Origin of the sequence: Bradyrhizobium vignae (assembly GCF_004114425.1) — a bacterium.
Taxonomy (GTDB): Bacteria; Pseudomonadota; Alphaproteobacteria; order Rhizobiales; family Xanthobacteraceae; genus Bradyrhizobium; species Bradyrhizobium vignae.
The window spans coordinates 28,577-45,280 of sequence record NZ_RDQF01000062.1; the positions used below are offsets into that span (position 1 = coordinate 28,577).

The 16,704-nt window shown below is 64.0% G+C and carries 19 protein-coding genes; 8 read left to right on the top strand and 11 right to left on the bottom strand.

Going from position 1 to position 16,704, the window contains the following annotated elements; translation table 11 throughout:
* Positions 1-18: 18 nt before the first annotated feature.
* Entirely contained in the window at positions 19-1,572 is a 1,554-nt protein-coding gene (locus tag EAV90_RS33350; RefSeq protein ID WP_129145819.1) for a winged helix-turn-helix domain-containing tetratricopeptide repeat protein, read from the bottom strand.
* A gap of 112 nt (positions 1,573-1,684) precedes the next feature.
* Between EAV90_RS33350 and EAV90_RS33355 the strand changes: the two genes are divergently transcribed.
* Entirely contained in the window at positions 1,685-2,146 is a 462-nt protein-coding gene (locus EAV90_RS33355) for a cupin domain-containing protein (RefSeq protein ID WP_122406657.1), read from the top strand.
* Positions 2,147-2,205: 59 nt separating this feature from the next.
* Here the strand turns inward: EAV90_RS33355 and EAV90_RS33360 are convergent, their stop codons facing one another.
* The 5 genes from EAV90_RS33360 to EAV90_RS33380 all read right to left on the bottom strand — a co-directional run bounded on the left by EAV90_RS33360 (position 2,206) and on the right by EAV90_RS33380 (position 6,941).
* A complete protein-coding gene (locus tag EAV90_RS33360; protein ID WP_122403138.1) occupies positions 2,206-3,384 on the bottom strand; it encodes an aminotransferase class V-fold PLP-dependent enzyme in 1,179 nt (392 codons plus the stop codon).
* 96 nt (positions 3,385-3,480) lie between these two features.
* The gene (locus tag EAV90_RS33365) at positions 3,481-4,059 is read right to left on the bottom strand and encodes a CAP domain-containing protein (RefSeq protein ID WP_122406658.1); all 579 of its coding nucleotides are present in this window, start codon (positions 4,057-4,059) and stop codon (positions 3,481-3,483) included.
* Between the two features lie 74 nt (positions 4,060-4,133).
* Positions 4,134-5,228, bottom strand: coding sequence for an AMP-binding enzyme (locus tag EAV90_RS33370; RefSeq protein WP_122406659.1), 1,095 nt, complete (start codon positions 5,226-5,228; stop codon positions 4,134-4,136).
* Between the two features lie 7 nt (positions 5,229-5,235).
* Positions 5,236-6,663 carry a methylenetetrahydrofolate--tRNA-(uracil(54)-C(5))-methyltransferase (FADH(2)-oxidizing) TrmFO gene (gene trmFO / locus EAV90_RS33375; RefSeq protein WP_122403139.1) on the bottom strand — a complete coding sequence of 476 codons (1,428 nt, stop codon included), beginning with the start codon at positions 6,661-6,663 and terminating at the stop codon, positions 5,236-5,238.
* Between the two features lie 125 nt (positions 6,664-6,788).
* On the bottom strand, positions 6,789-6,941 hold the full coding sequence (locus EAV90_RS33380) for a DUF1127 domain-containing protein (protein WP_007590701.1): 153 nt from the start codon (positions 6,939-6,941) through the stop codon (positions 6,789-6,791).
* A gap of 606 nt (positions 6,942-7,547) precedes the next feature.
* On the opposite strand from EAV90_RS33380, the gene EAV90_RS33385 reads away from it, so the two are divergent.
* On the top strand, positions 7,548-7,811 hold the full coding sequence (locus tag EAV90_RS33385; RefSeq protein WP_244608021.1) for a hypothetical protein: 264 nt from the start codon (positions 7,548-7,550) through the stop codon (positions 7,809-7,811).
* Between the two features lie 74 nt (positions 7,812-7,885).
* Here the strand turns inward: EAV90_RS33385 and EAV90_RS33390 are convergent, their stop codons facing one another.
* Both EAV90_RS33390 and EAV90_RS33395 read right to left on the bottom strand, forming a co-directional pair.
* On the bottom strand, positions 7,886-8,710 hold the full coding sequence (locus EAV90_RS33390; RefSeq protein WP_122403141.1) for a lytic murein transglycosylase: 825 nt from the start codon (positions 8,708-8,710) through the stop codon (positions 7,886-7,888).
* 131 nt (positions 8,711-8,841) lie between these two features.
* Positions 8,842-9,750: a DUF2189 domain-containing protein gene (locus tag EAV90_RS33395; protein ID WP_162500268.1), complete on the bottom strand. Its 909-nt coding sequence runs from the start codon at positions 9,748-9,750 to the stop codon at positions 8,842-8,844.
* A 336-nt stretch (positions 9,751-10,086) separates the two neighbouring features.
* Here EAV90_RS33395 and EAV90_RS33400 point away from each other — a divergent pair, with 336 nt between their 5' ends.
* On the top strand, positions 10,087-10,485 hold the full coding sequence (locus EAV90_RS33400; RefSeq protein WP_122403142.1) for a DUF3597 domain-containing protein: 399 nt from the start codon (positions 10,087-10,089) through the stop codon (positions 10,483-10,485).
* Positions 10,486-10,536: 51 nt separating this feature from the next.
* Here EAV90_RS33400 and EAV90_RS33405 read toward each other — a convergent pair whose 3' ends face one another.
* A complete protein-coding gene (locus EAV90_RS33405; RefSeq protein ID WP_122403143.1) occupies positions 10,537-10,812 on the bottom strand; it encodes a GNAT family N-acetyltransferase in 276 nt (91 codons plus the stop codon).
* A 318-nt stretch (positions 10,813-11,130) separates the two neighbouring features.
* Here EAV90_RS33405 and EAV90_RS33410 point away from each other — a divergent pair, with 318 nt between their 5' ends.
* The gene (locus tag EAV90_RS33410; RefSeq protein WP_122403144.1) at positions 11,131-11,526 is read left to right on the top strand and encodes an SPW repeat protein; all 396 of its coding nucleotides are present in this window, start codon (positions 11,131-11,133) and stop codon (positions 11,524-11,526) included.
* 49 nt (positions 11,527-11,575) lie between these two features.
* Here the strand turns inward: EAV90_RS33410 and EAV90_RS33415 are convergent, their stop codons facing one another.
* Both EAV90_RS33415 and EAV90_RS33420 read right to left on the bottom strand, forming a co-directional pair.
* Complete coding sequence (locus EAV90_RS33415) at positions 11,576-11,851, bottom strand: GNAT family N-acetyltransferase (protein ID WP_122403145.1); 276 nt, start codon at positions 11,849-11,851, stop codon at positions 11,576-11,578.
* A gap of 87 nt (positions 11,852-11,938) precedes the next feature.
* On the bottom strand, positions 11,939-12,298 hold the full coding sequence (locus EAV90_RS33420; RefSeq protein ID WP_122403146.1) for a hypothetical protein: 360 nt from the start codon (positions 12,296-12,298) through the stop codon (positions 11,939-11,941).
* A 103-nt stretch (positions 12,299-12,401) separates the two neighbouring features.
* Between EAV90_RS33420 and EAV90_RS33425 the strand changes: the two genes are divergently transcribed.
* From EAV90_RS33425 to EAV90_RS33440, 4 genes are all read left to right on the top strand, one after another.
* Complete coding sequence (locus EAV90_RS33425; protein ID WP_245163263.1) at positions 12,402-12,728, top strand: hypothetical protein; 327 nt, start codon at positions 12,402-12,404, stop codon at positions 12,726-12,728.
* A 102-nt stretch (positions 12,729-12,830) separates the two neighbouring features.
* On the top strand, positions 12,831-14,438 hold the full coding sequence (locus tag EAV90_RS33430) for an acyl-CoA synthetase (RefSeq protein ID WP_122403148.1): 1,608 nt from the start codon (positions 12,831-12,833) through the stop codon (positions 14,436-14,438).
* A 9-nt stretch (positions 14,439-14,447) separates the two neighbouring features.
* A complete protein-coding gene (locus tag EAV90_RS33435) occupies positions 14,448-15,308 on the top strand; it encodes a PCC domain-containing protein (RefSeq protein WP_122403149.1) in 861 nt (286 codons plus the stop codon).
* 100 nt (positions 15,309-15,408) lie between these two features.
* Entirely contained in the window at positions 15,409-16,206 is a 798-nt protein-coding gene (locus tag EAV90_RS33440) for an AAA family ATPase (protein ID WP_122403150.1), read from the top strand.
* The last annotated feature ends 498 nt before the right edge of the window (positions 16,207-16,704 follow it).

Below are 16,704 nucleotides of genomic sequence, written 5' to 3' on the forward strand. Positions count from 1 at the left end.
GCGAGGCCGAGCCGAGCGCTACTCGGGAAGGCCCGCAACGCGGAGCGCGTCGCCCAGCGAGGAGGCCAGCGCCGGCGCGCAGTTGACGCCCTGAAATTGACGGCCGTAGCGGAAGGTCGGGTGTAGCTCCAGCACCCGCGCGGCCGCTGCCTTCGCCTCCTGCAATCGTCCCAGCTTTGCCAGCGCTGCGGCCAATTGCACATAGGTGATGCTGTGGCGAGGATTGGCCTGAACCGAGCGGTAAGCGGCGCGGCACGCTTCCTCATATCGGCCGCGGTGGAAGTGCCCGAGCGCCTGGGCGTCGAATGCGGCGAAAGCCCAGGAATCGAACGGGCTGAGCCGCAGGCCTTGCTCGCTCCATTCGATGGCGCGGTCGGAATCTCCGCCCCAGCCGAGCACGACACTTCCGAGAATGTAGGTCAGCGCCGATGATGGGCTGATGGCGAGCGCGGCCTCGAACGCGGTGAATGCCGCGGAGCGATCGTGCCCGTCCATGCCGACCGAAAAGCCCGCGAGCGTGAGCGCAAGTGCGTCGTCCTGGCCGTGGACGATGGCCGAGCGCGCGTGGCGGATCGAAGCCTCGCGATTGGCTTCCTGCAGACCGGCCCGGAGAAACAAGCAGTGATGGCACATTGCTGCATTGCCGTGCGCGAGCGCATACGCAGGCTCGAGCGCGATCGCACGCTCAAGCAACACGAGGGCCTGGGTGACCTGGGCGGGCATGCCGGAGTCAACGTCCGGCTGGGCGCGCAGGACGAGATCATAGGCATCCAGGCTGTCCGGCCGCTTGCGCTTGACCCTGTTGATCTCGGCACGCCGCAGGCTGGGCGCGATGGCACCGACGGTCGACAATGCAATGTCATCCTGGAGGGCGAAGACGTCTTCGGACCGGCGGTCAAATCGCTCGGCCCATACGTGCATTCCGCTCGCCGCATCGATCAACTGGCCGGTGATGCGGACCAGCGTGCCTGTCCTGCGGACGCTGCCTTCCAGGACGTAGCGTACACCAAGCTCGCGGCCGACCTGCTTCACGTCCACCGCACGGCCCTTGTAGGCGAATGTGGAATTCCGCGCGATCACGAACAGCCAGTTGATGCGTGACAACCCGGTGATGATGTCGTCGACCATTCCGTCGGCGAAATAATCCTGCTCCGCATCGCCGCTTAGGTTCGTGAAAGGCAGCACCGCGATCGACGGCCTGTCGGGCAGTGTCAGCGGCGGCGCTTGCGGCGCTGCCTGTGCGCGATCCGGATCGGACGTCGTCACGGTGGGGCCGACATAGCGATAGCCGCGGCGCGGCAACGTTTCGATCCAATGTGCATCGCCGGAGATGTCAGCCAGCGTGCGCCGCACCGCCGCGATCTGGACCGTCAGATTGCTGTCCTCAATGGCCTGGCCGGGCCAGGCCGCCTCGATCAAGGCATCTTTCGAAACTGGCGCGCCAGCCTGCCGGACGAGGAGGGCGAGGAGCAGCACGGCCCGCCGGCCGAGTCCCGTCGGCTCAGCCCCGTGGAACAGGATTCCCGCCTCGGCATCGAGCCGAAAGGGACCAAATTCAAGGATCGCGGCCATCGCCGAAGAAGGGCACATTTCGCAGGTTTTTTGCAACGTTTTCCGATCGGCTTCACCACTTTCGGGCTGGCCTGGATCACTATCGCGGCTGCAACAAGCGATGGAGGGGTACATGACCGTGAAACACGTGATCCGCAGGCCAGGCGAGTCCGAAGGGGTTGTGCTGCGCGGCAAACCCATGGGCTTCCTGGTGACCGGCGAGGACACCAGGCACACGAGTATGTTCGACTGGACGATTCCGGCCGGATTTGCCACCGGCCGGCACGTGCATCGTGTTCAGGAAGAGACCTTCTACATGCTCGAAGGCGAGTGTGAATGGCACGTTGGGGATGAGGTTGTCCGGGCAACCCCCGGGACCTTTCTCTTCATTCCTTCGGGCGTGGCTCACAACATCACCAACGTGAGCGAGAAGCCCGCGCGTGTGCTCATGACCGTCTCCCCGCCGGGACACGAGCATTATTTCGAGGAACTGGCCAAGTTGACGGCGAGTGGGCCGCCGGATGCGAGAGCCATCAGCGCCTTGCGCGCCCGCTTTGATACCGACCAACTCTCGGCATTGACGACAAGAGCTTGATGTCAGGGCGGCGCGATCGTGGCCGACGTCACGTCGGCCGGTCGCGCCGGCTCCTTTTGCTATCGTGACGTCAGGTCCGCCAGATGCGCGACCAGCCGATCGACCTCGGCCTCCGTGTTGTAATAATGCGGTGACGCCCGCACGAGATGCGGCAGCGAGCGAAGCTCAGCATCGATGCGCGTGCTCGACGGATCCGAAGCGCCGATCGTGATGCCGGCTGTAGCGGAACTTGCGACAATGTCGTCCGCCCCGTGCCCGGCCATCGTGAAGCTGACGATCGCACCCGGCGAACGCCCAAGGTCGCGAATGGTGATGCCGGGAAGGGCCGCAAGGCCGCGGCGCAGGCGGCCCGCGAGCAGCCGGCAGCGCTCCTCGATGGCATCCATGCCGATGTCCAGCGCATAATCGATGGCAGCGCCGAGCCCAAGCCGGGCCGCGTAATTGTTCTCCCAGGTCTCGAAACGGCGCGCATCGTCGCGGAGCCGATATTCATCGCGCGAGACCCAGGGCGCTGCGAAATGGTCGATCATCGGCGGTTCGAGCCGTTGCAGCAGCGCACGGCGGACGTAGAGAAAGCCCGTGCCGCGCGGGCCGCGCAGGAATTTGCGCCCCGTCGCCGACAGCATGTCACAGCCGACGGCTTCGACGTCGACCGCCATCTGTCCGACCGCCTGGCATGCGTCGAGCAGATAGGGAATGCCGTGCGCCCGCGCGATCTTGCCGATTGCCGCGGCGGGATTGACCAGCCCGCCATTGGTCGGCACCCAGGTGATGGCGATCAGCTTCACGCGCTCGTCGATCATGCGTTCGAGCGCGTGCACGTCGAGCTCGCCGCTGGAATCGCTCGGCACGACGTCGATCGTCACGCCGGTTCGTTTCGCGGCCTGAAGAAAGGCGACATAGTTGGCGGCGTATTCCGCCTCGGCGGTCAGGATGCGGTCGCCCTCGCGGAACGGCAGCGCGTAGAACGCCATCTGCCAGGCAACGGTCGCGTTCTCGACAAGTGCGATCTCATCGGGGGCGGCATTGAGCAGGCGCGCGACCGAGCCGTAGATCGCGTCGAGCCGATCGGATTCACGGTCGGCAGCGGCATAACCGCCGATATCGCTTTCGAGATCGATATGCTGCTTCATCGCCGCGACAACGGGCGCCGGCATCAGGGCCGCACCGGCATTATGCAGGTATACGAGCCGCGAGGCGGCCGGTGTCTCAGCACGTATCCGCTCGATGTCGATCACTTGCGCCTCCGCCTCCTGGACGTTCGTGCATGAACTGGACGTTCGTGCATGAATTTGACACGTCGAAGACTGCGAGCAAGACGGCCCGGTCTCGTTTCAGATGCAGAGGCTGAGCAGCTTGATGTGGCAGTTGCTGGATTTGGGCTTGCTTGCCGGAGCAGCCTCGCGCTTCACGGCAACCAGCGGCTCCTTGTCCTTCTTGCCTTTACCCTTGCCCTTCGGCTCGTAGTCGCCGGCGATTACCATGGCCCAATAGGTGCGCTTGCCGCTGGCATTCTTGGCGCTCGCAAGGCCGACGCGAGAGGCGTTGTGCAGCAACAGGTTCTTGCGGTGCCCGGACGAGTCGATCCACTGACCCAACGTCTTCTCGAAACTGTCATACCCGTAGGCGATGTTCTCGGCGGCGCGCCCCGCGCCCGCCGGTGCGACACGGCGGTTGAACGGACCGAGTGCGTCGTGGCTCAGGTCATCCTTCGCCGCCATCGCGCGGGCCTGATCCATGGCAATGCGGTCGAGCGTGGCATCGCGGACGACGCGGATCTCGCCATGCTTGAGACGGAAGCTCGAGATCAACTCGGCCGGCGAGTCGGCCATCGCGGGCGTGCCTGCCAGCAACAGAAGGCCAGCGATCATCCCGCCAACCACACGATGTATTATCGCTCCCCGAGCGCCCATGATCTTTCCCAACCCAGCCTTGTCCGTACGCTTCTCCATCGCCAATGTGGACGCTTCAAGGCGCAGACCCCGCGCTAGCTCGTCGGCAGGTTCGCCTCGAAATTGAAGCGGTCGCGAAGGTTCTTGCGCTGCTCCAGGATGTCCTTGAGGAAGGCCCGGTCCTGCTCGTTCGTCATCATCGGCTCGATCAGGTCGAGCTGGTTCATGGCGACGAGTTGCAGGACCTCGGTGCGCGGCTTGCCGCTGGTGTTGCGTGGCAGGGCGTGCACGACCTGGATGTGCTCGGGTGGCTTCGGTCCGTTGGCGGCGGCAAGCTCGCTGCGGAGCTGGCCTTCGAGCGCGGCCTGATCGGCTTCGACGAAGGCATAGAGCCCGACGCCGGAGCGCCGGTCGGCAAAGGCGACGATGGCGGCGTCGCGCACGGCAGGATTCCGCAGGATCAGTTCGGCCAGGACCGGCGCGTCGTTGACGAGCCTGCGGCCGCCACCCTCGCGGTCGGTGAAATTGAACAGGCCGCGGGTGACGGCGCGATAGACCTTCTTGCCGGTGGCAAGCCACAGGCTCGCGGCGAACGACTTCTTCGCCAGTATCTTTCGCTCCCGCGGCGTCAGCGCCTCCGGCGCGTAGGAGCGCTTGTGCTTGAGCAGATGCCGCAGGTCTTCATAGGCGAGGATGCGATAGAGCCGGCCGCGGCGGTTAAAGCAAGCTGCAAGCTGGAAGTCGGTCACATAGGCCCTGCCGTCGCGGCCGACCAGCCAGTTCTGCTCCTTGGCGAGATCGTTGTGGCAGATGCCGGCGCGGCGCAGCCGGCGCAGCACGGCTTTGGCCGAGCGGAAATAGGTGAGATCGCCATGCGGCTTGGCCAGATGCAGTGCGACGCCGTCGACGAAGCCGCGCACCAGAGCGCGGCGTCCGGCCCACAGCAGCTCCGGACCGGCGTTGAGGCCTTTGGCGCGCAGCAGCGCATGCTTCTCGCGGGCGAACAGATGGCGTGCCAGCAGGAACGACCACCATGGCACCTCATCGAGCCGGCGCAGCACCGCGTCGATCTCGCCGCTTTCGCTGCGGAAGCGGCCGCGCTCGACGGTCGAGAACACGTCTCGCTTGAGCAGCACACCTTCGGTCCAGCGCGGCGACAGCACTGCGGCGTCGTCTTTGGGGAGGCTCATCGAAAGCTCACGCGGCGGCGGCAATGCGCAGGTGGTCGGCGATCCAGCGATCGAGATCGGCGAGCGCTCGTGCGCTCAGCGCCTGCTTCTTGGCCACCGTCTTCTCGCTGCCGCGCAGCCGCGTGCCGTCGGGCTTCTTCGCCGGCACCGTCGCGAGCGGCGGGAACAGGCCGAAATTGATGTTCATCGGCTGGAACGAGCGCGTGCCCGGCTCGATGGTCTCGATATGGCCGCCGGTGATGTGGCCGAGCAGCGATCCGAGCGCCGTCGTAGCCGGCGGACTGACAAGCGTCTCACCGCGCGCGTCCGCTGCTGCGTAGAGACCGGCGATCAAGCCGACGCTGGCGGACTCCACATAGCCCTCGCAGCCCGTCATCTGCCCGGCGAAGCGCAGCCGCGGCTGCGCGCGCAGGCGCAACTGGCCATCGAGCAGCTTTGGCGAATTCAGGAAGGTGTTGCGATGCAGGCCGCCGAGACGGGCGAACTCCGCCTTCTCCAGTCCGGGAATGGTGCGGAAGATGCGCTGCTGCTCGCCGTATTTCAGCTTCGTCTGGAAGCCGACGATGTTGTAGAGCGTGCCGAGCTTGTTGTCCTGGCGCAGCTGCACGACCGCGTAGGGTTTCGTCGTGGGATCGTGCGGATTGGTGAGGCCGACCGGCTTCATGGGACCGTGGCGCAGCGTCTCGGGGCCGCGCTCCGCCATCACCTCGATCGGCAGGCAGCCGTCGAAATAGGGGGTATTGGTTTCCCATTCCTTGAACTCGGTCTTCTCGCCGGCGATCAGCGCGGCGACGAAGCCGTCATACTGCTCCTTGGTCATCGGGCAGTTGATGTAGTCGGCGCCGTTGCCGCCGGGGCCGACCTTGTCGTAGCGCGACTGGAACCAGGCCACTGACATATCGATGGACTCGCGATGAACGATCGGTGCGATCGCATCGAAGAAGGCCAACGCATTCTCGTCGGTCAATTCGCGGATGGCGTCAGCCAGCGGCGCGGAGGTGAGGGGACCGGTTGCAACGATCACGTTGCTCCAGTCGGCCGGCGGCAGGCCAGCGACCTCGCCACGTGCGATCTCGATCAGGGGATGGTCATTCAGTGCCTCGGTCACGGCCGCCGAGAAGCCGTCGCGATCGACCGCAAGCGCGCCGCCGGCGGGCACCTGGTTGGCGTCCGCCGCGCGCATGATCAACGAGTCGAGCCGGCGCATCTCCGCATGAAGCAAGCCGACAGCGTTGCTGGCAGCATCGTCCGAGCGGAACGAATTGGAGCAGACGAGTTCGGCGAGTCCGTCGGTGCGGTGCGCCTCGGTCATGCGGTCCGGCCGCATCTCGTGCAGCACTACGGGCACACCGGCTTTGGCGACCTGCCAGGCGGCTTCGGAGCCGGCAAGGCCCGCGCCGATCACGTGCACACTACTGGAATGAGGTCCTGTCATGGGCGGACAGGTAGCGCTTTTCGGCGGAGAGTGGAATCGCCGAGATCGAGTTTTCTGCCACCAGATACGACAACGCCCGCACAAGGCGGGCGCTATCGGTCCGTCCGGTGGAGGGCTGAACGGTATCAGCCCTGATACTGACCGGCGGCAACGCGCGGGATGTCCGAGCGATCGAGGCCGATATCGGCCAGTTCGCGATCGCTGAGTTGGGACAGCTCGGCAACATTGCGCTGATAGTCCCGGAAGGCCTGGATCATGCGGATGAGCGAGAGCAGCATTGGTAGTCTCCTGTAGTTCGATTCAGCCTTTGCCTTTAGGCCTCATCGTTGAAATGAATATAGGTGAGTGTGGTGCACTGCGAAAGTTCCGATGTTGCGATGCAGCTAGGCGCTAGGTGCATAGCGTCGGCAAGAAATGATTAACCTCTCGGCAGTGTCGCTCATGAGTTCGGCGGATAAAACCTTGAGATAAGTTGCTCCCTCTTGATCTGCAACACGATGGGTCAGCTTGTAAGCCCAAGTTTCTCATGCGCGAATCGCATGAACTCATGAAATGAACAAAGATTCTATTGTTCCTGAGGTGGAGTCCGAAATGGCTAGATTAATGGCGAGCCTGGAACTGCGAGCCAAGGCGGATGCGCTGGCCTCTTCGGACTGAGACTGACCGCCCCTTTGATGCGGTGCACACGTCAAGCGGGTGCTCCGATTATGAAGTTGTAATGAAAATCAGAAGTTTCGCATGCGGCTCTGCGCGGCTCGCAACATCACGCAATTCTCGCGGGGAATTTATTGCGGCAAGTTGCCGCAAGCAGAGGAAAGTCATTCTTGCAGATTCCGGCAATGTCGCTGGTTCTGGCCCAAGAACAAGAGAAGGAAAGTAACATCATGAAGAAGTTACTCGGGGTTATCGCAATTGCTGCCGCCGCATTCGCGGTCGCGCCGTCCCACGCCGCCAAGCACGCCATGGGCGGTTGCAGCGGGGCCAATCTGGAGAAGACGGAGACTGCGATCGAGAACATGGCCGACGGCGACAGCAAGTTCGTCGCCCAGAAGGAAATCGCGGCGGCGCAGGACGCGCTGCTCAACGGCAAAATGGCCGCATGCGGCGCGCATCTGAACAAGGCGATGCAGGCGACCACGGGCAAATAGGGACGTCCGGAAGCCAAGGCACCGAGAGAAGGCCGGTCGCCGTGCGATCGGCCTTACTCATCTTGTCCGAGGCATCAGGGGGCGTGAGCGAGCTGGGTTGCGAAATAGGCGACGGTCTTGGAATAGACCTCGCTCTTGTTCCACTGCTGTAGCACCGCAAAATTCGGACTGCCTGGCTGCCAATCCTTGCCTCGCTGCCAGCCATAGCTTGCGAGATAATTGGCGGTGGAGGCGAGCACGTCAGGCGCGTTATGCAGGAGATCACGCTTGCCATTGCCGTCGAAATCGACGGCGTATTTCATCCAGGACGACGGCATGAACTGGGTTTGGCCGAGCTCGCCGGCCCAGGCGCCTTTCATGTCGGCAGGTGCAAGATCGCCGCGCTGGATGATGCGCAGCGCATCCATCAGCTCGGCGCGAAACTGCTCCGAGCGACGGCAGTCATAGGCAAGCGTTGCCAGCGAGCGGATCGTTGCGAACTTGCCGGTGTTGACGCCGAAATCGGTCTCCAGACCCCAGATCGCAACCAAGACCTCGCCGGGCACGCCGTAGGCCTGCTCGATGCGCGACAGCACGGATCCGTATTGCTTCATCATGTTGGAGCCGCGCTGCACGCGTGGCGGCACCATGCGGCCGGAAAACTCCTCGAAGGTCTGGCTGAAGACCTTTTGCGAGCGGTCGCGGTTGAGCACGCTCTGATCGAGCGTCACGCCGGCAAGCCCGCTAGCGATGGCCTGCTGCGAGATGCCTTTTGCCGCAGCGTCGGTTTTGAAATCCGCAAGCCAGGCGTCGAAATTGCCCGAGCCGCAGGCAACCGCGGCGAGCGCTGGCTGGGCGGACAGGATTGAAACGGAGAGGGCGAAGGCTGCGAGAGCGAGACGAGAAATCGTCGGGGGCATTCGGGTAAATGAATTCCGTGGAGCGATCTGACCGGCGGGGCGCAATCTCGGCCGGAACCGCGGCCAAAGCAAGGCGCGCGACAGGGCGCGATCCTGCCCGAGCCGAGGCAGGATCGCATGTCACGATGTCGTCAGGCGTCGGTCCGGTTTCGCCAAGGGAAGAGGTTGGCCGGGAAGTCGGCGGCCGGCTTGCGCGGACGATGCGGCGGGGGCGGCACCGGACGTGCCCCAGGCTCCGACACGATCACCTTGCGGTAGAGGTGCCACGTGGCGTGCCCGAGCAGGGGGATCACCACGGCGAGGCCGAGGAAGGCCGGTATCGTGCCGAGCGCGAGCAGCACCGCCACGACCAGGCCCCAGGCCGCCATCGGTACCGGGTTTCTTCCGACAACGCGCAGCGAAGTCACCATCGACTCGAACGCGCCGGCATGACGGTCGAGCATCAAGGGAAACGACACCACGCTGATGCAAAGCGCGGCGAGCGCGAACAGGAAGCCGGTGCCGCAGCCGACCACGATCAGCCACCAGCCTTGCTGCGTCGTCAGCACGCGCGTCGCGAAATCCGAGAAACCGGTGACGCCCTCGTACCCGAACGCCGCGACATAGATCGCCTGCGCGGTCGCAACCCAAGTGACAAACAGGGCGAGCAGCACCGTACCGAGGCCGAGCATCGCACCGAACGAGGGCGAACGCGGTACCTCCATGGCATCCCAGGCGCTGGCCGGTTCATAGCGCTCGCGCCGGCTTGAGAGCTCGTAGAGTCCGAGCGCCGCGAAGGGCCCGATCAGCGCGAAGCCGGCAGCCAGCGGAAACAACAGCGGCAGCACCGAATAGCCCATCACCACGCGGGCGAGCACGAGGCCAAGCACCGGGTAGATCACGCAGAGGATAATGGCGTGGCTCGGAACGGCCTTGAAGTCTTCCCAACCGCGCCTGAGCGCGTCGTGCAGATCGGACAATTTGATGGTTCGGATCACTGGCCCAGCCGCATCCGAGCGCTGGGCCATCGTGGGGACATTGCCTTGGTAGAGTGTGGCCATGGTCGCTAGCTCCCTTGCCAGGCAGCCGAGCCCGGCGCCAGCAAACGGCGCAAGCGGCCGCCATTCTCTGAAATCTCGCAATCCCGACCAGATGCGAACTCCGGATGACATCGCGAGCTGAACGACAACCATACTCCCAAGTCCGAGTCCTGTCCCTCGCGCTCGGGTGAAATTCAATGCCGCGGCGCAACCACGACGATGTCATTCTGTCGTCATTTCGCCGCAGATAAGCTGATGCTGCTGGTCGTTCGCGGAGCTTCGCGGGCGCGACGCAGTAACTTCGTCTATAAGTGCCACTCAAGGCCCTTCCAACGGATTCCTTTTCGGGGAGCAGACATGAGCATTTTCGGGAAAATCATGAGCGCGATCTTCGGCAGCCAGCCGGTCTCCGCCGCCCCCGCCGGTGGCGCGGCTTCGCCCAGCGCGCCCGCAGGGACGCCGGGCGCTTCGGCGCCGGCCACAGCGCCCATGGCCGCGGTCGACGTGGCGGCGATCGTCGACAAGGCAGCGGCCGCGCATAAGGGCGAGAAGCTGGAATGGCGTACCTCGATCGTCGACCTCATGAAGGCGCTCGACATCGATTCCAGCCTCGCTGCGCGCAAGGATCTCGCCAAGGAGCTGGGCTACAGCGGCGATATGAACGACTCGGCCAGCATGAACGTCTGGCTGCACAAGCAGGTAATGTCCAAGCTCGCCGCCAATGGCGGCAAGCTGCCGCCGGAGATCAAGCACTGATCCGCCTGGGTCGCGAAAAAGGGGCTGCCATCTCGCGGACCCCCTTCGCTTTCAGGCGATCAGATCCGCATCCTCCGGATGCCTGTCGAGATAGTCGACGACGAAGCCGCAGCCGGCGATCACCTTCCTGCCGTCGCGCCGGATCAGGTCCAGCGCGCCCCTGACCAGCTCGGAGCCGATGCCGCGGCCGCGCAGCGCGCGCGGCGTCTCGGTGTGGGTAATGATCACGGCCGACGGCGTCAGCCGGTAGTTGGCGAAGGCGATGTCGCTGCCGACATCGAGCTCGAAGCGGCTCCTGTCCTTGTTGTCGCGTACCGAAGCCGCCATGCGGGATCCTCCGAAATGCCGATTGTCTCCTGATCTAGGAGGCCGACGCCATCCTTGCCAAGTGAGATCAAGGGAGATTGGCGCAGAGGAGGTATATGCAAACGCGCACTGCCGCGACCGCAGTGCAGTATGGATATCGCGCTTTGCGAGCATGGTGCGGCGAGCGCAAATAATCCTCGGTACCGCTCTTGCAAGCCGGACCTCGGTTCCCACGTCCTGCGGAGGACATACGCCCGAATGCGGCCGGCAGGGTCGCTAGACATTCGGAGTGTCATGATCGCCAGCCGCAGACGTATGCCTCTTGTGTAGGAGGGTACGATGTCGGACTCTGGTTTCTTTGATACTCATCGAACATGGGAAGACTGGTGCGGGATGCTGCTTGGGGCGGTCATCGTGGCTTCGCCATGGTTTCCCATCCAGGATCAACCGATGACCGGACATGAGATGGTCATCCTGAACGCGGTCGCGGTCGGTCTGGTCGTGTTTGGCCTCAGCCAGCTCGAATATGTCGCGTTGCAGCGCTGGCAAGAGGTGACGACGATCCTGGTCGGACTTTGGCTCATCGCCTCGCCTTATGCGCTCGGCTATTCCGGTGAGGGCTTTCTCCGCATCTATCACACGAGCCTCGGTGCGGTGGTGGTGCTGCTCGGCATACTCCAGCTGTGGCAGGACTGGGATCTGACCGACCAGGATATGCTCAAGCATGGACAATAGGCCGTAGATATCGGCAGGCCCGCCGGCTACTGACGGCGGGCCTGTGCATTCATCGCGTCACGAGATCCGCATAGTCCGGGTGCTTGTCGATCCACGCCTTCACGAACGGGCATTGTGGGATCAGCTTCAATCCGTCGGCGCGGACCTGATCGAGTGCGCCTTGCACCAGCTTCGAACCGACACCTTTGCCTCCGAGCTCCTTCGGCACGTCGGTATGTTCGAATGTGATGACATTGCCGTTGAGCTTGTAGTGCTCGGTCGCAAGATGACCGTCCACCTCGAGCTCATAACGGTGATGGGCTTTGTTGTTGATGACGTCGCTCATATCGTCGCCCCTGCATAGCTGCCAGCCTCGCGCACGAAGTCGTAACGCACGGTCCGGTCGGTGGTTTCCGATCTGAAGCCGTTCGGTTCAATCGGTCGCTCTGGCCAGCCTGGAATCTTCGGCCTGAGGCTGCGGGCGGAGGCAGCCCTGGCAGATGACCAGGGAGCGGTTGACCCTGGCGTCCTGTTCGGCCTCTGTGGCGTCCTGCGCCTGCCACCACTCCTTGGAAGAGGACTGAAGCCCGACTTGCGATCTGCTGCGCTCCGAACGGGCAGCGGCCCGCGTTGGCTGCGAGGCAGCGTGCGGCCGATTGGGATCCTCACCGGCGCCATCCCAGGCATAGCGCGCAGGCTTGAAGGCAGGATCGGAAGCCAGATGAGTCTGTGGCGCCATAGCACACCCGGCGAGCGCCAGCGACAACAGGAGGAGGGCGGGCGCTTTGACCATGATGCGGCACTCTGTACGCGGAGACGGACGAAGGTTGCGCCGATCATGTTTAAAATTCCCTGAACGGTTGCGATTGCGGCTGCGAACCTTCGCGCGAAACACCGTGCGCAAGATCGATCTGACCGGCGATGGACGCGAGGACTACATCGTGGATTTCCAGGACACCAAATGCGGCGATCGCCAAACGACCTTTTGCGGAACCGGCGGCTGCGTCATGAAGATCCTGGTGATGCTGCCGGATGGCAGCGTGCGCGAGGTGTTTGACGGCTATGTCCGCGGCTACAAGATCATGGTCCCGCCTGTGAAGCGCGGCGCGGCGCGCACCGTCCGCTTCGATCTGCATGGCAGCTTCTGCGGCGGATTTGGTCCGCAAGCCTGCTGGAAGACGAAGGCCATCACGGCGACGTCCTTTGCGTTCGAGCAGCCATAGGGCTGGTCCGCGGCAGCTGGCCTTGCAGGGGCGCTGGCGTTGGCGATAAATGGGCTGCAATGAACGGGCGGCTCGCGTGCCGCCAGTCGAAGAGGAAGCCCGATGCAGCCCCTGCGCATGTCCCGCCGCGTCATGAATCTCGCCTATATGCTGACCCAGAATGCGCGGCGGCATGGAGCGCGCCCCGGCTTCGTCTGGGGCGACAGGTCCTGGACCTGGCGCCAGATCGATGCGCAGGTCTCGGCGCTGGCCGCGGCGCTCGCCGCGCGCGGCATTGCGAAGGGCGACCGTATCCTCGTCCATTCCAAGAATGGCGAGGAGATGTTCGTTTCCATGTTCGCCGCGTTCCGGCTCGGTGCGGTCTGGGTCCCCACCAATTTCCGTCTGATGCCGGATGAGGTCAGCTATCTCGCGCAGGCCTCCGGCGCCAAGGCGTTCCTGTGCCATGTCGATTTCCCCGAGCACGCTGCGGCGGTGAAGGACGGCGCGCTGGAATTCACCTGGAGCATCGACGGCAAGGCCGCGTTCGGCGAGCGCTCGGTGGCTGACGCCATCGCCTCGCATACCGGAGCGACCGTGGAGAATGTCGCCGTCGAGCACGACGATCCCTGCTGGTTCTTCTTCACCTCCGGCACCACCGGCCGCTCCAAGGCGGCGGTGCTGACCCACGGCCAGATGGGTTTCGTCGTCACCAATCATCTCGCCGATCTGACGCCCGGTACGACCGAGCAGGATGCCTCGCTGGTGGTGGCGCCCTTGTCGCATGGTGCCGGCGTGCATCAGCTGATGCAGACCGCACGGGGCGCGCGCACCGTGCTGCTGCCGACCGAGAAATTCGACATCAACGAGGCGTTCCGCCTGATCGAGGCGCATCGCGTCAGCAATCTCTTCACGGTGCCGACCATCCTGAAGATGATGGTCGAGCATCCCGCCGCCGACAAATACGATCACTCCTCGCTGCGCCATGTCATCTATGCCGGCGCGCCGATGTATCGGGAGGATCAGAAGGCGGCGCTGAAGAAGCTGGGCAAGGTGATCGTGCAGTATTTCGGCCTTGGCGAGGTCACCGGCAACATCACCGTGCTGCCGGCCGCGCTGCATGATCTCGAGGATGGCCCGCATACGAAGATCGGCACCTGCGGTTTCGAGCGCACCGGTATGCAGGTCTCGATCCAGGACGACGAGGGCCGCGAGCTCAAAGCCAATCAGAGCGGCGAGATCTGCGTGATCGGGCCGGCCGTGTTCGCCGGCTATTACGACAATCCGGAAGCCAATGCGAAGGCGTTCCGCAACGGCTGGTTCCGTACCGGCGATCTCGGCCACATGGATGAGGAGGGCTTCGTCTACATCACCGGGCGCGCCTCCGACATGTATATCTCCGGCGGCTCCAACATCTATCCGCGCGAGATCGAGGAGAAGATATTGACGCACCCCGCGATCGGCGAGGTTGCGGTGCTCGGCGTGCCGGACGCGACCTGGGGCGAGGTCGGCGTTGCCGTTTGCGTGGCGCGCGAAGGCGCAAAGCCGGTGAGCGAGGCGGAGATGGCGGCGTTCCTGTCGCCGAAGGTGCCGCGCTACAAGATGCCGAAGCGCTTCTTCTTCTGGGAGGCCTTGCCGAAATCCGGCTACGGCAAGGTGCCGAAGCGGATGGTGCGCGATGAGCTCGAGGCGCGCGGGTTGCTCGATCTGGATAAGAAGCAGGCGGGCTGAGCAGACGAGATGCGAAGGATCAAGCAGCCTGGAGCGCCGCCTCCCGAACGTATTCAGTGGGTGGAGACGAGGGGGCGCGCCTTTTCCTTCACGCTTCAGGCGGGTCTGCCGCTGCTGGAAGCCGCGCGGCGCGGCTTTGCCGAGGAGGGTTTTGCCGGCGGCGTGCTGAATTTTCGCCGCGGCGCACTCGGACCGTTCGCCTATGTCATGCCGGCACTGTCGAAGACCGGCGAGAACGCGGCGTTCTACAGCGACACCTACCGGCCCAACGGCGTGACGCGCTTGAGGCTCGGCAGCATGACGCTCGGCACGCGCGACGGCGCGCCGTTCTTTCATTGCCATGGACTGTGGACCGAGGCGGACGGCAGGACCAGCGGCGGCCACATGATGCCGGATGAGACTGTCGTCGCCGAGCCGTTCGAGGTCGAGGCTTTCGGCATCGATGGTGCGATGTTTATCGCCGAGCCGGATCCGGAGACCAACTTCAAGCTGTTCGGGCCGGTTGCGGCTGCAAGCACCGGCGCGCGAACGACGAGCCGCGCCTTTGCGCTGCGGCTCCGTCCGAACCAGGATCTTGCCGGCTGTCTCGAAGCGTTCTGTCACGCGCACGGCATTGCCCGCGCAAAGATCCACGGTGGCGTCGGCTCGACCATCGGCGCGCGGTTTACCCACGGTGGCGTGACAGAGCCATTCGCCACGGAGCTGGCAATAACGTGTGGCGCGATCGAGTCCGGTCCGTCTCACACGGTCGAAGCGGCAGTCGATGTTGCCCTGATCGACTACACCGGCGGTATCGCGGAGGGCCGTCTCGTCCGGGGCGACAATCCCGTGCTGATGACGATGGAGCTTGTGCTGGAGGCCTTGGGTTAAGGTTCGACCGGAGCTTGCTGTCTTCCGCAGATGCCGCTTCCGTGCGATTGATGTTCCTGTTATGTTCCATTAAGGTTTTGAGTAGAGAGGGGGCAGGAGCATGAGCCGGACACGACGCCGTCAGACCACGTTGCGTGCGCCTTATCTCAGGCGCGTCTGGCTCGATCGCTCGCGCGTCGAGGACTGGGAGGCTTATCCGTTCTGTCTTCCTGTGTTCAGGGATGAGTTCGACCAGAGCTTCGACGCCGCGGTCACGATCATCGTCGGCGAGAACGGGAGCGGCAAATCGACCATTCTCGAGGGCATCGCGGGACTGGCCGGCTTTGCCAGCACCGGCGGCCGCAAGGGTTTTCAGGAAGTCGACGGCGGCGGCATCGAGATCAGCGGCGATGAACTGTCCTCTGCGTTGCGGGCTGCCTGGGTGCCAAAGGTGACCGACGGCTGGTTCTTTCGTGCCGAGACGTTCTTCTCCATCGCGCGCTATCTGGACCGCTCGGCGGTGGATGCTGCGCACGCCATGGAAGGCGTGTTTGGTGCGAGCGTTCAGGAAGCGCCCGACTATCTCTCCTTTTCCCACGGCGAAGGTTTTCTGGTGTTCTTCGAGGAGCGCTGCCAGAAGCAGGGCATTTACATCTTCGACGAGCCGGAATCCGCGCTGTCGCCGGCACGGCAGATGGACTTCCTCAAGCTGCTGCATCGCATGGATCTCTCCGGCAATTGCCAGGTGATCATGGCGACCCACGCTCCGCTGCTGATGGCCTATCCCAACGCGCAACTGTTGCGGCTCGGGAAATACGGCCTTGAGCCGGTTACTTTGGAGCAGACGGATCATTACCGGGTGATGCGGGAGTTCTGCGATGATCCGCGCGGGTTCGTGGAGGCGACGCTGGGAGAGTAGGCAAGGGCACTTCCTGGTCATTGCGAGCAAAGCGAAGCAATCCAGAATCTTTTCCACGGCGGCAGTCTGGATCGCTTCGCTACGCTCGCAATGGCGGAGTGGAGGGCCACACCGCGCTCACCTGTCGTGTCCCGGACAAGCCGCAACGCGCAAGCGTTGTGGCGCAGAGCCAGGACTCAAATGGCGACACGGTACGACGCAGAAGAGATGGGTCCCGGCTCTGCAGCGCATCGCCGCGGATGCGCTGCGTCCGGCCACGAGAGTGCAATTCATCTTCATACTCGAATCTAAATCGCACACGCGGTCCCCCGTTCTCGCGGCACATCGTGCCCGAGCTTTGCTTCAGCTGCCGCCCTCGAAAGTGCCGAGGGCGCAGGGAAGGCCGCATAGGCGTTAAGTTTGTTCTTGAGTGTTGGAATCACACGTGATTCCAAGGCGGGATGGCAGACGAATCGCTTCTGAACGAGGACTGGACGAGAGTGGTTACGCAGCTCGGCG

What these genes read in the sequence shown, in the direction of transcription:
- EAV90_RS33350 (WP_129145819.1), bottom strand. Translation starts at nt 1,572, where the DNA reads ATGGCCGCGATCCTTGAATTTGGTCCCTTTCGGCTCGATGCCGAGGCG.
- EAV90_RS33355 (WP_122406657.1), top strand. Translation starts at nt 1,685, where the DNA reads ATGACCGTGAAACACGTGATCCGCAGGCCAGGCGAGTCCGAAGGGGTT.
- EAV90_RS33365 (WP_122406658.1), bottom strand. Translation starts at nt 4,059, where the DNA reads ATGGGCGCTCGGGGAGCGATAATACATCGTGTGGTTGGCGGGATGATC.
- EAV90_RS33370 (WP_122406659.1), bottom strand. Translation starts at nt 5,228, where the DNA reads ATGAGCCTCCCCAAAGACGACGCCGCAGTGCTGTCGCCGCGCTGGACC.
- trmFO (WP_122403139.1), bottom strand. Translation starts at nt 6,663, where the DNA reads ATGACAGGACCTCATTCCAGTAGTGTGCACGTGATCGGCGCGGGCCTT.
- EAV90_RS33380 (WP_007590701.1), bottom strand. Translation starts at nt 6,941, where the DNA reads ATGCTGCTCTCGCTCATCCGCATGATCCAGGCCTTCCGGGACTATCAG.
- EAV90_RS33385 (WP_244608021.1), top strand. Translation starts at nt 7,548, where the DNA reads ATGAAGAAGTTACTCGGGGTTATCGCAATTGCTGCCGCCGCATTCGCG.
- EAV90_RS33390 (WP_122403141.1), bottom strand. Translation starts at nt 8,710, where the DNA reads ATGCCCCCGACGATTTCTCGTCTCGCTCTCGCAGCCTTCGCCCTCTCC.
- EAV90_RS33395 (WP_162500268.1), bottom strand. Translation starts at nt 9,750, where the DNA reads ATGGCCACACTCTACCAAGGCAATGTCCCCACGATGGCCCAGCGCTCG.
- EAV90_RS33400 (WP_122403142.1), top strand. Translation starts at nt 10,087, where the DNA reads ATGAGCATTTTCGGGAAAATCATGAGCGCGATCTTCGGCAGCCAGCCG.
- EAV90_RS33405 (WP_122403143.1), bottom strand. Translation starts at nt 10,812, where the DNA reads ATGGCGGCTTCGGTACGCGACAACAAGGACAGGAGCCGCTTCGAGCTC.
- EAV90_RS33410 (WP_122403144.1), top strand. Translation starts at nt 11,131, where the DNA reads ATGTCGGACTCTGGTTTCTTTGATACTCATCGAACATGGGAAGACTGG.
- EAV90_RS33415 (WP_122403145.1), bottom strand. Translation starts at nt 11,851, where the DNA reads ATGAGCGACGTCATCAACAACAAAGCCCATCACCGTTATGAGCTCGAG.
- EAV90_RS33420 (WP_122403146.1), bottom strand. Translation starts at nt 12,298, where the DNA reads ATGGTCAAAGCGCCCGCCCTCCTCCTGTTGTCGCTGGCGCTCGCCGGG.
- EAV90_RS33430 (WP_122403148.1), top strand. Translation starts at nt 12,831, where the DNA reads ATGCAGCCCCTGCGCATGTCCCGCCGCGTCATGAATCTCGCCTATATG.
- EAV90_RS33435 (WP_122403149.1), top strand. Translation starts at nt 14,448, where the DNA reads ATGCGAAGGATCAAGCAGCCTGGAGCGCCGCCTCCCGAACGTATTCAG.
- EAV90_RS33440 (WP_122403150.1), top strand. Translation starts at nt 15,409, where the DNA reads ATGAGCCGGACACGACGCCGTCAGACCACGTTGCGTGCGCCTTATCTC.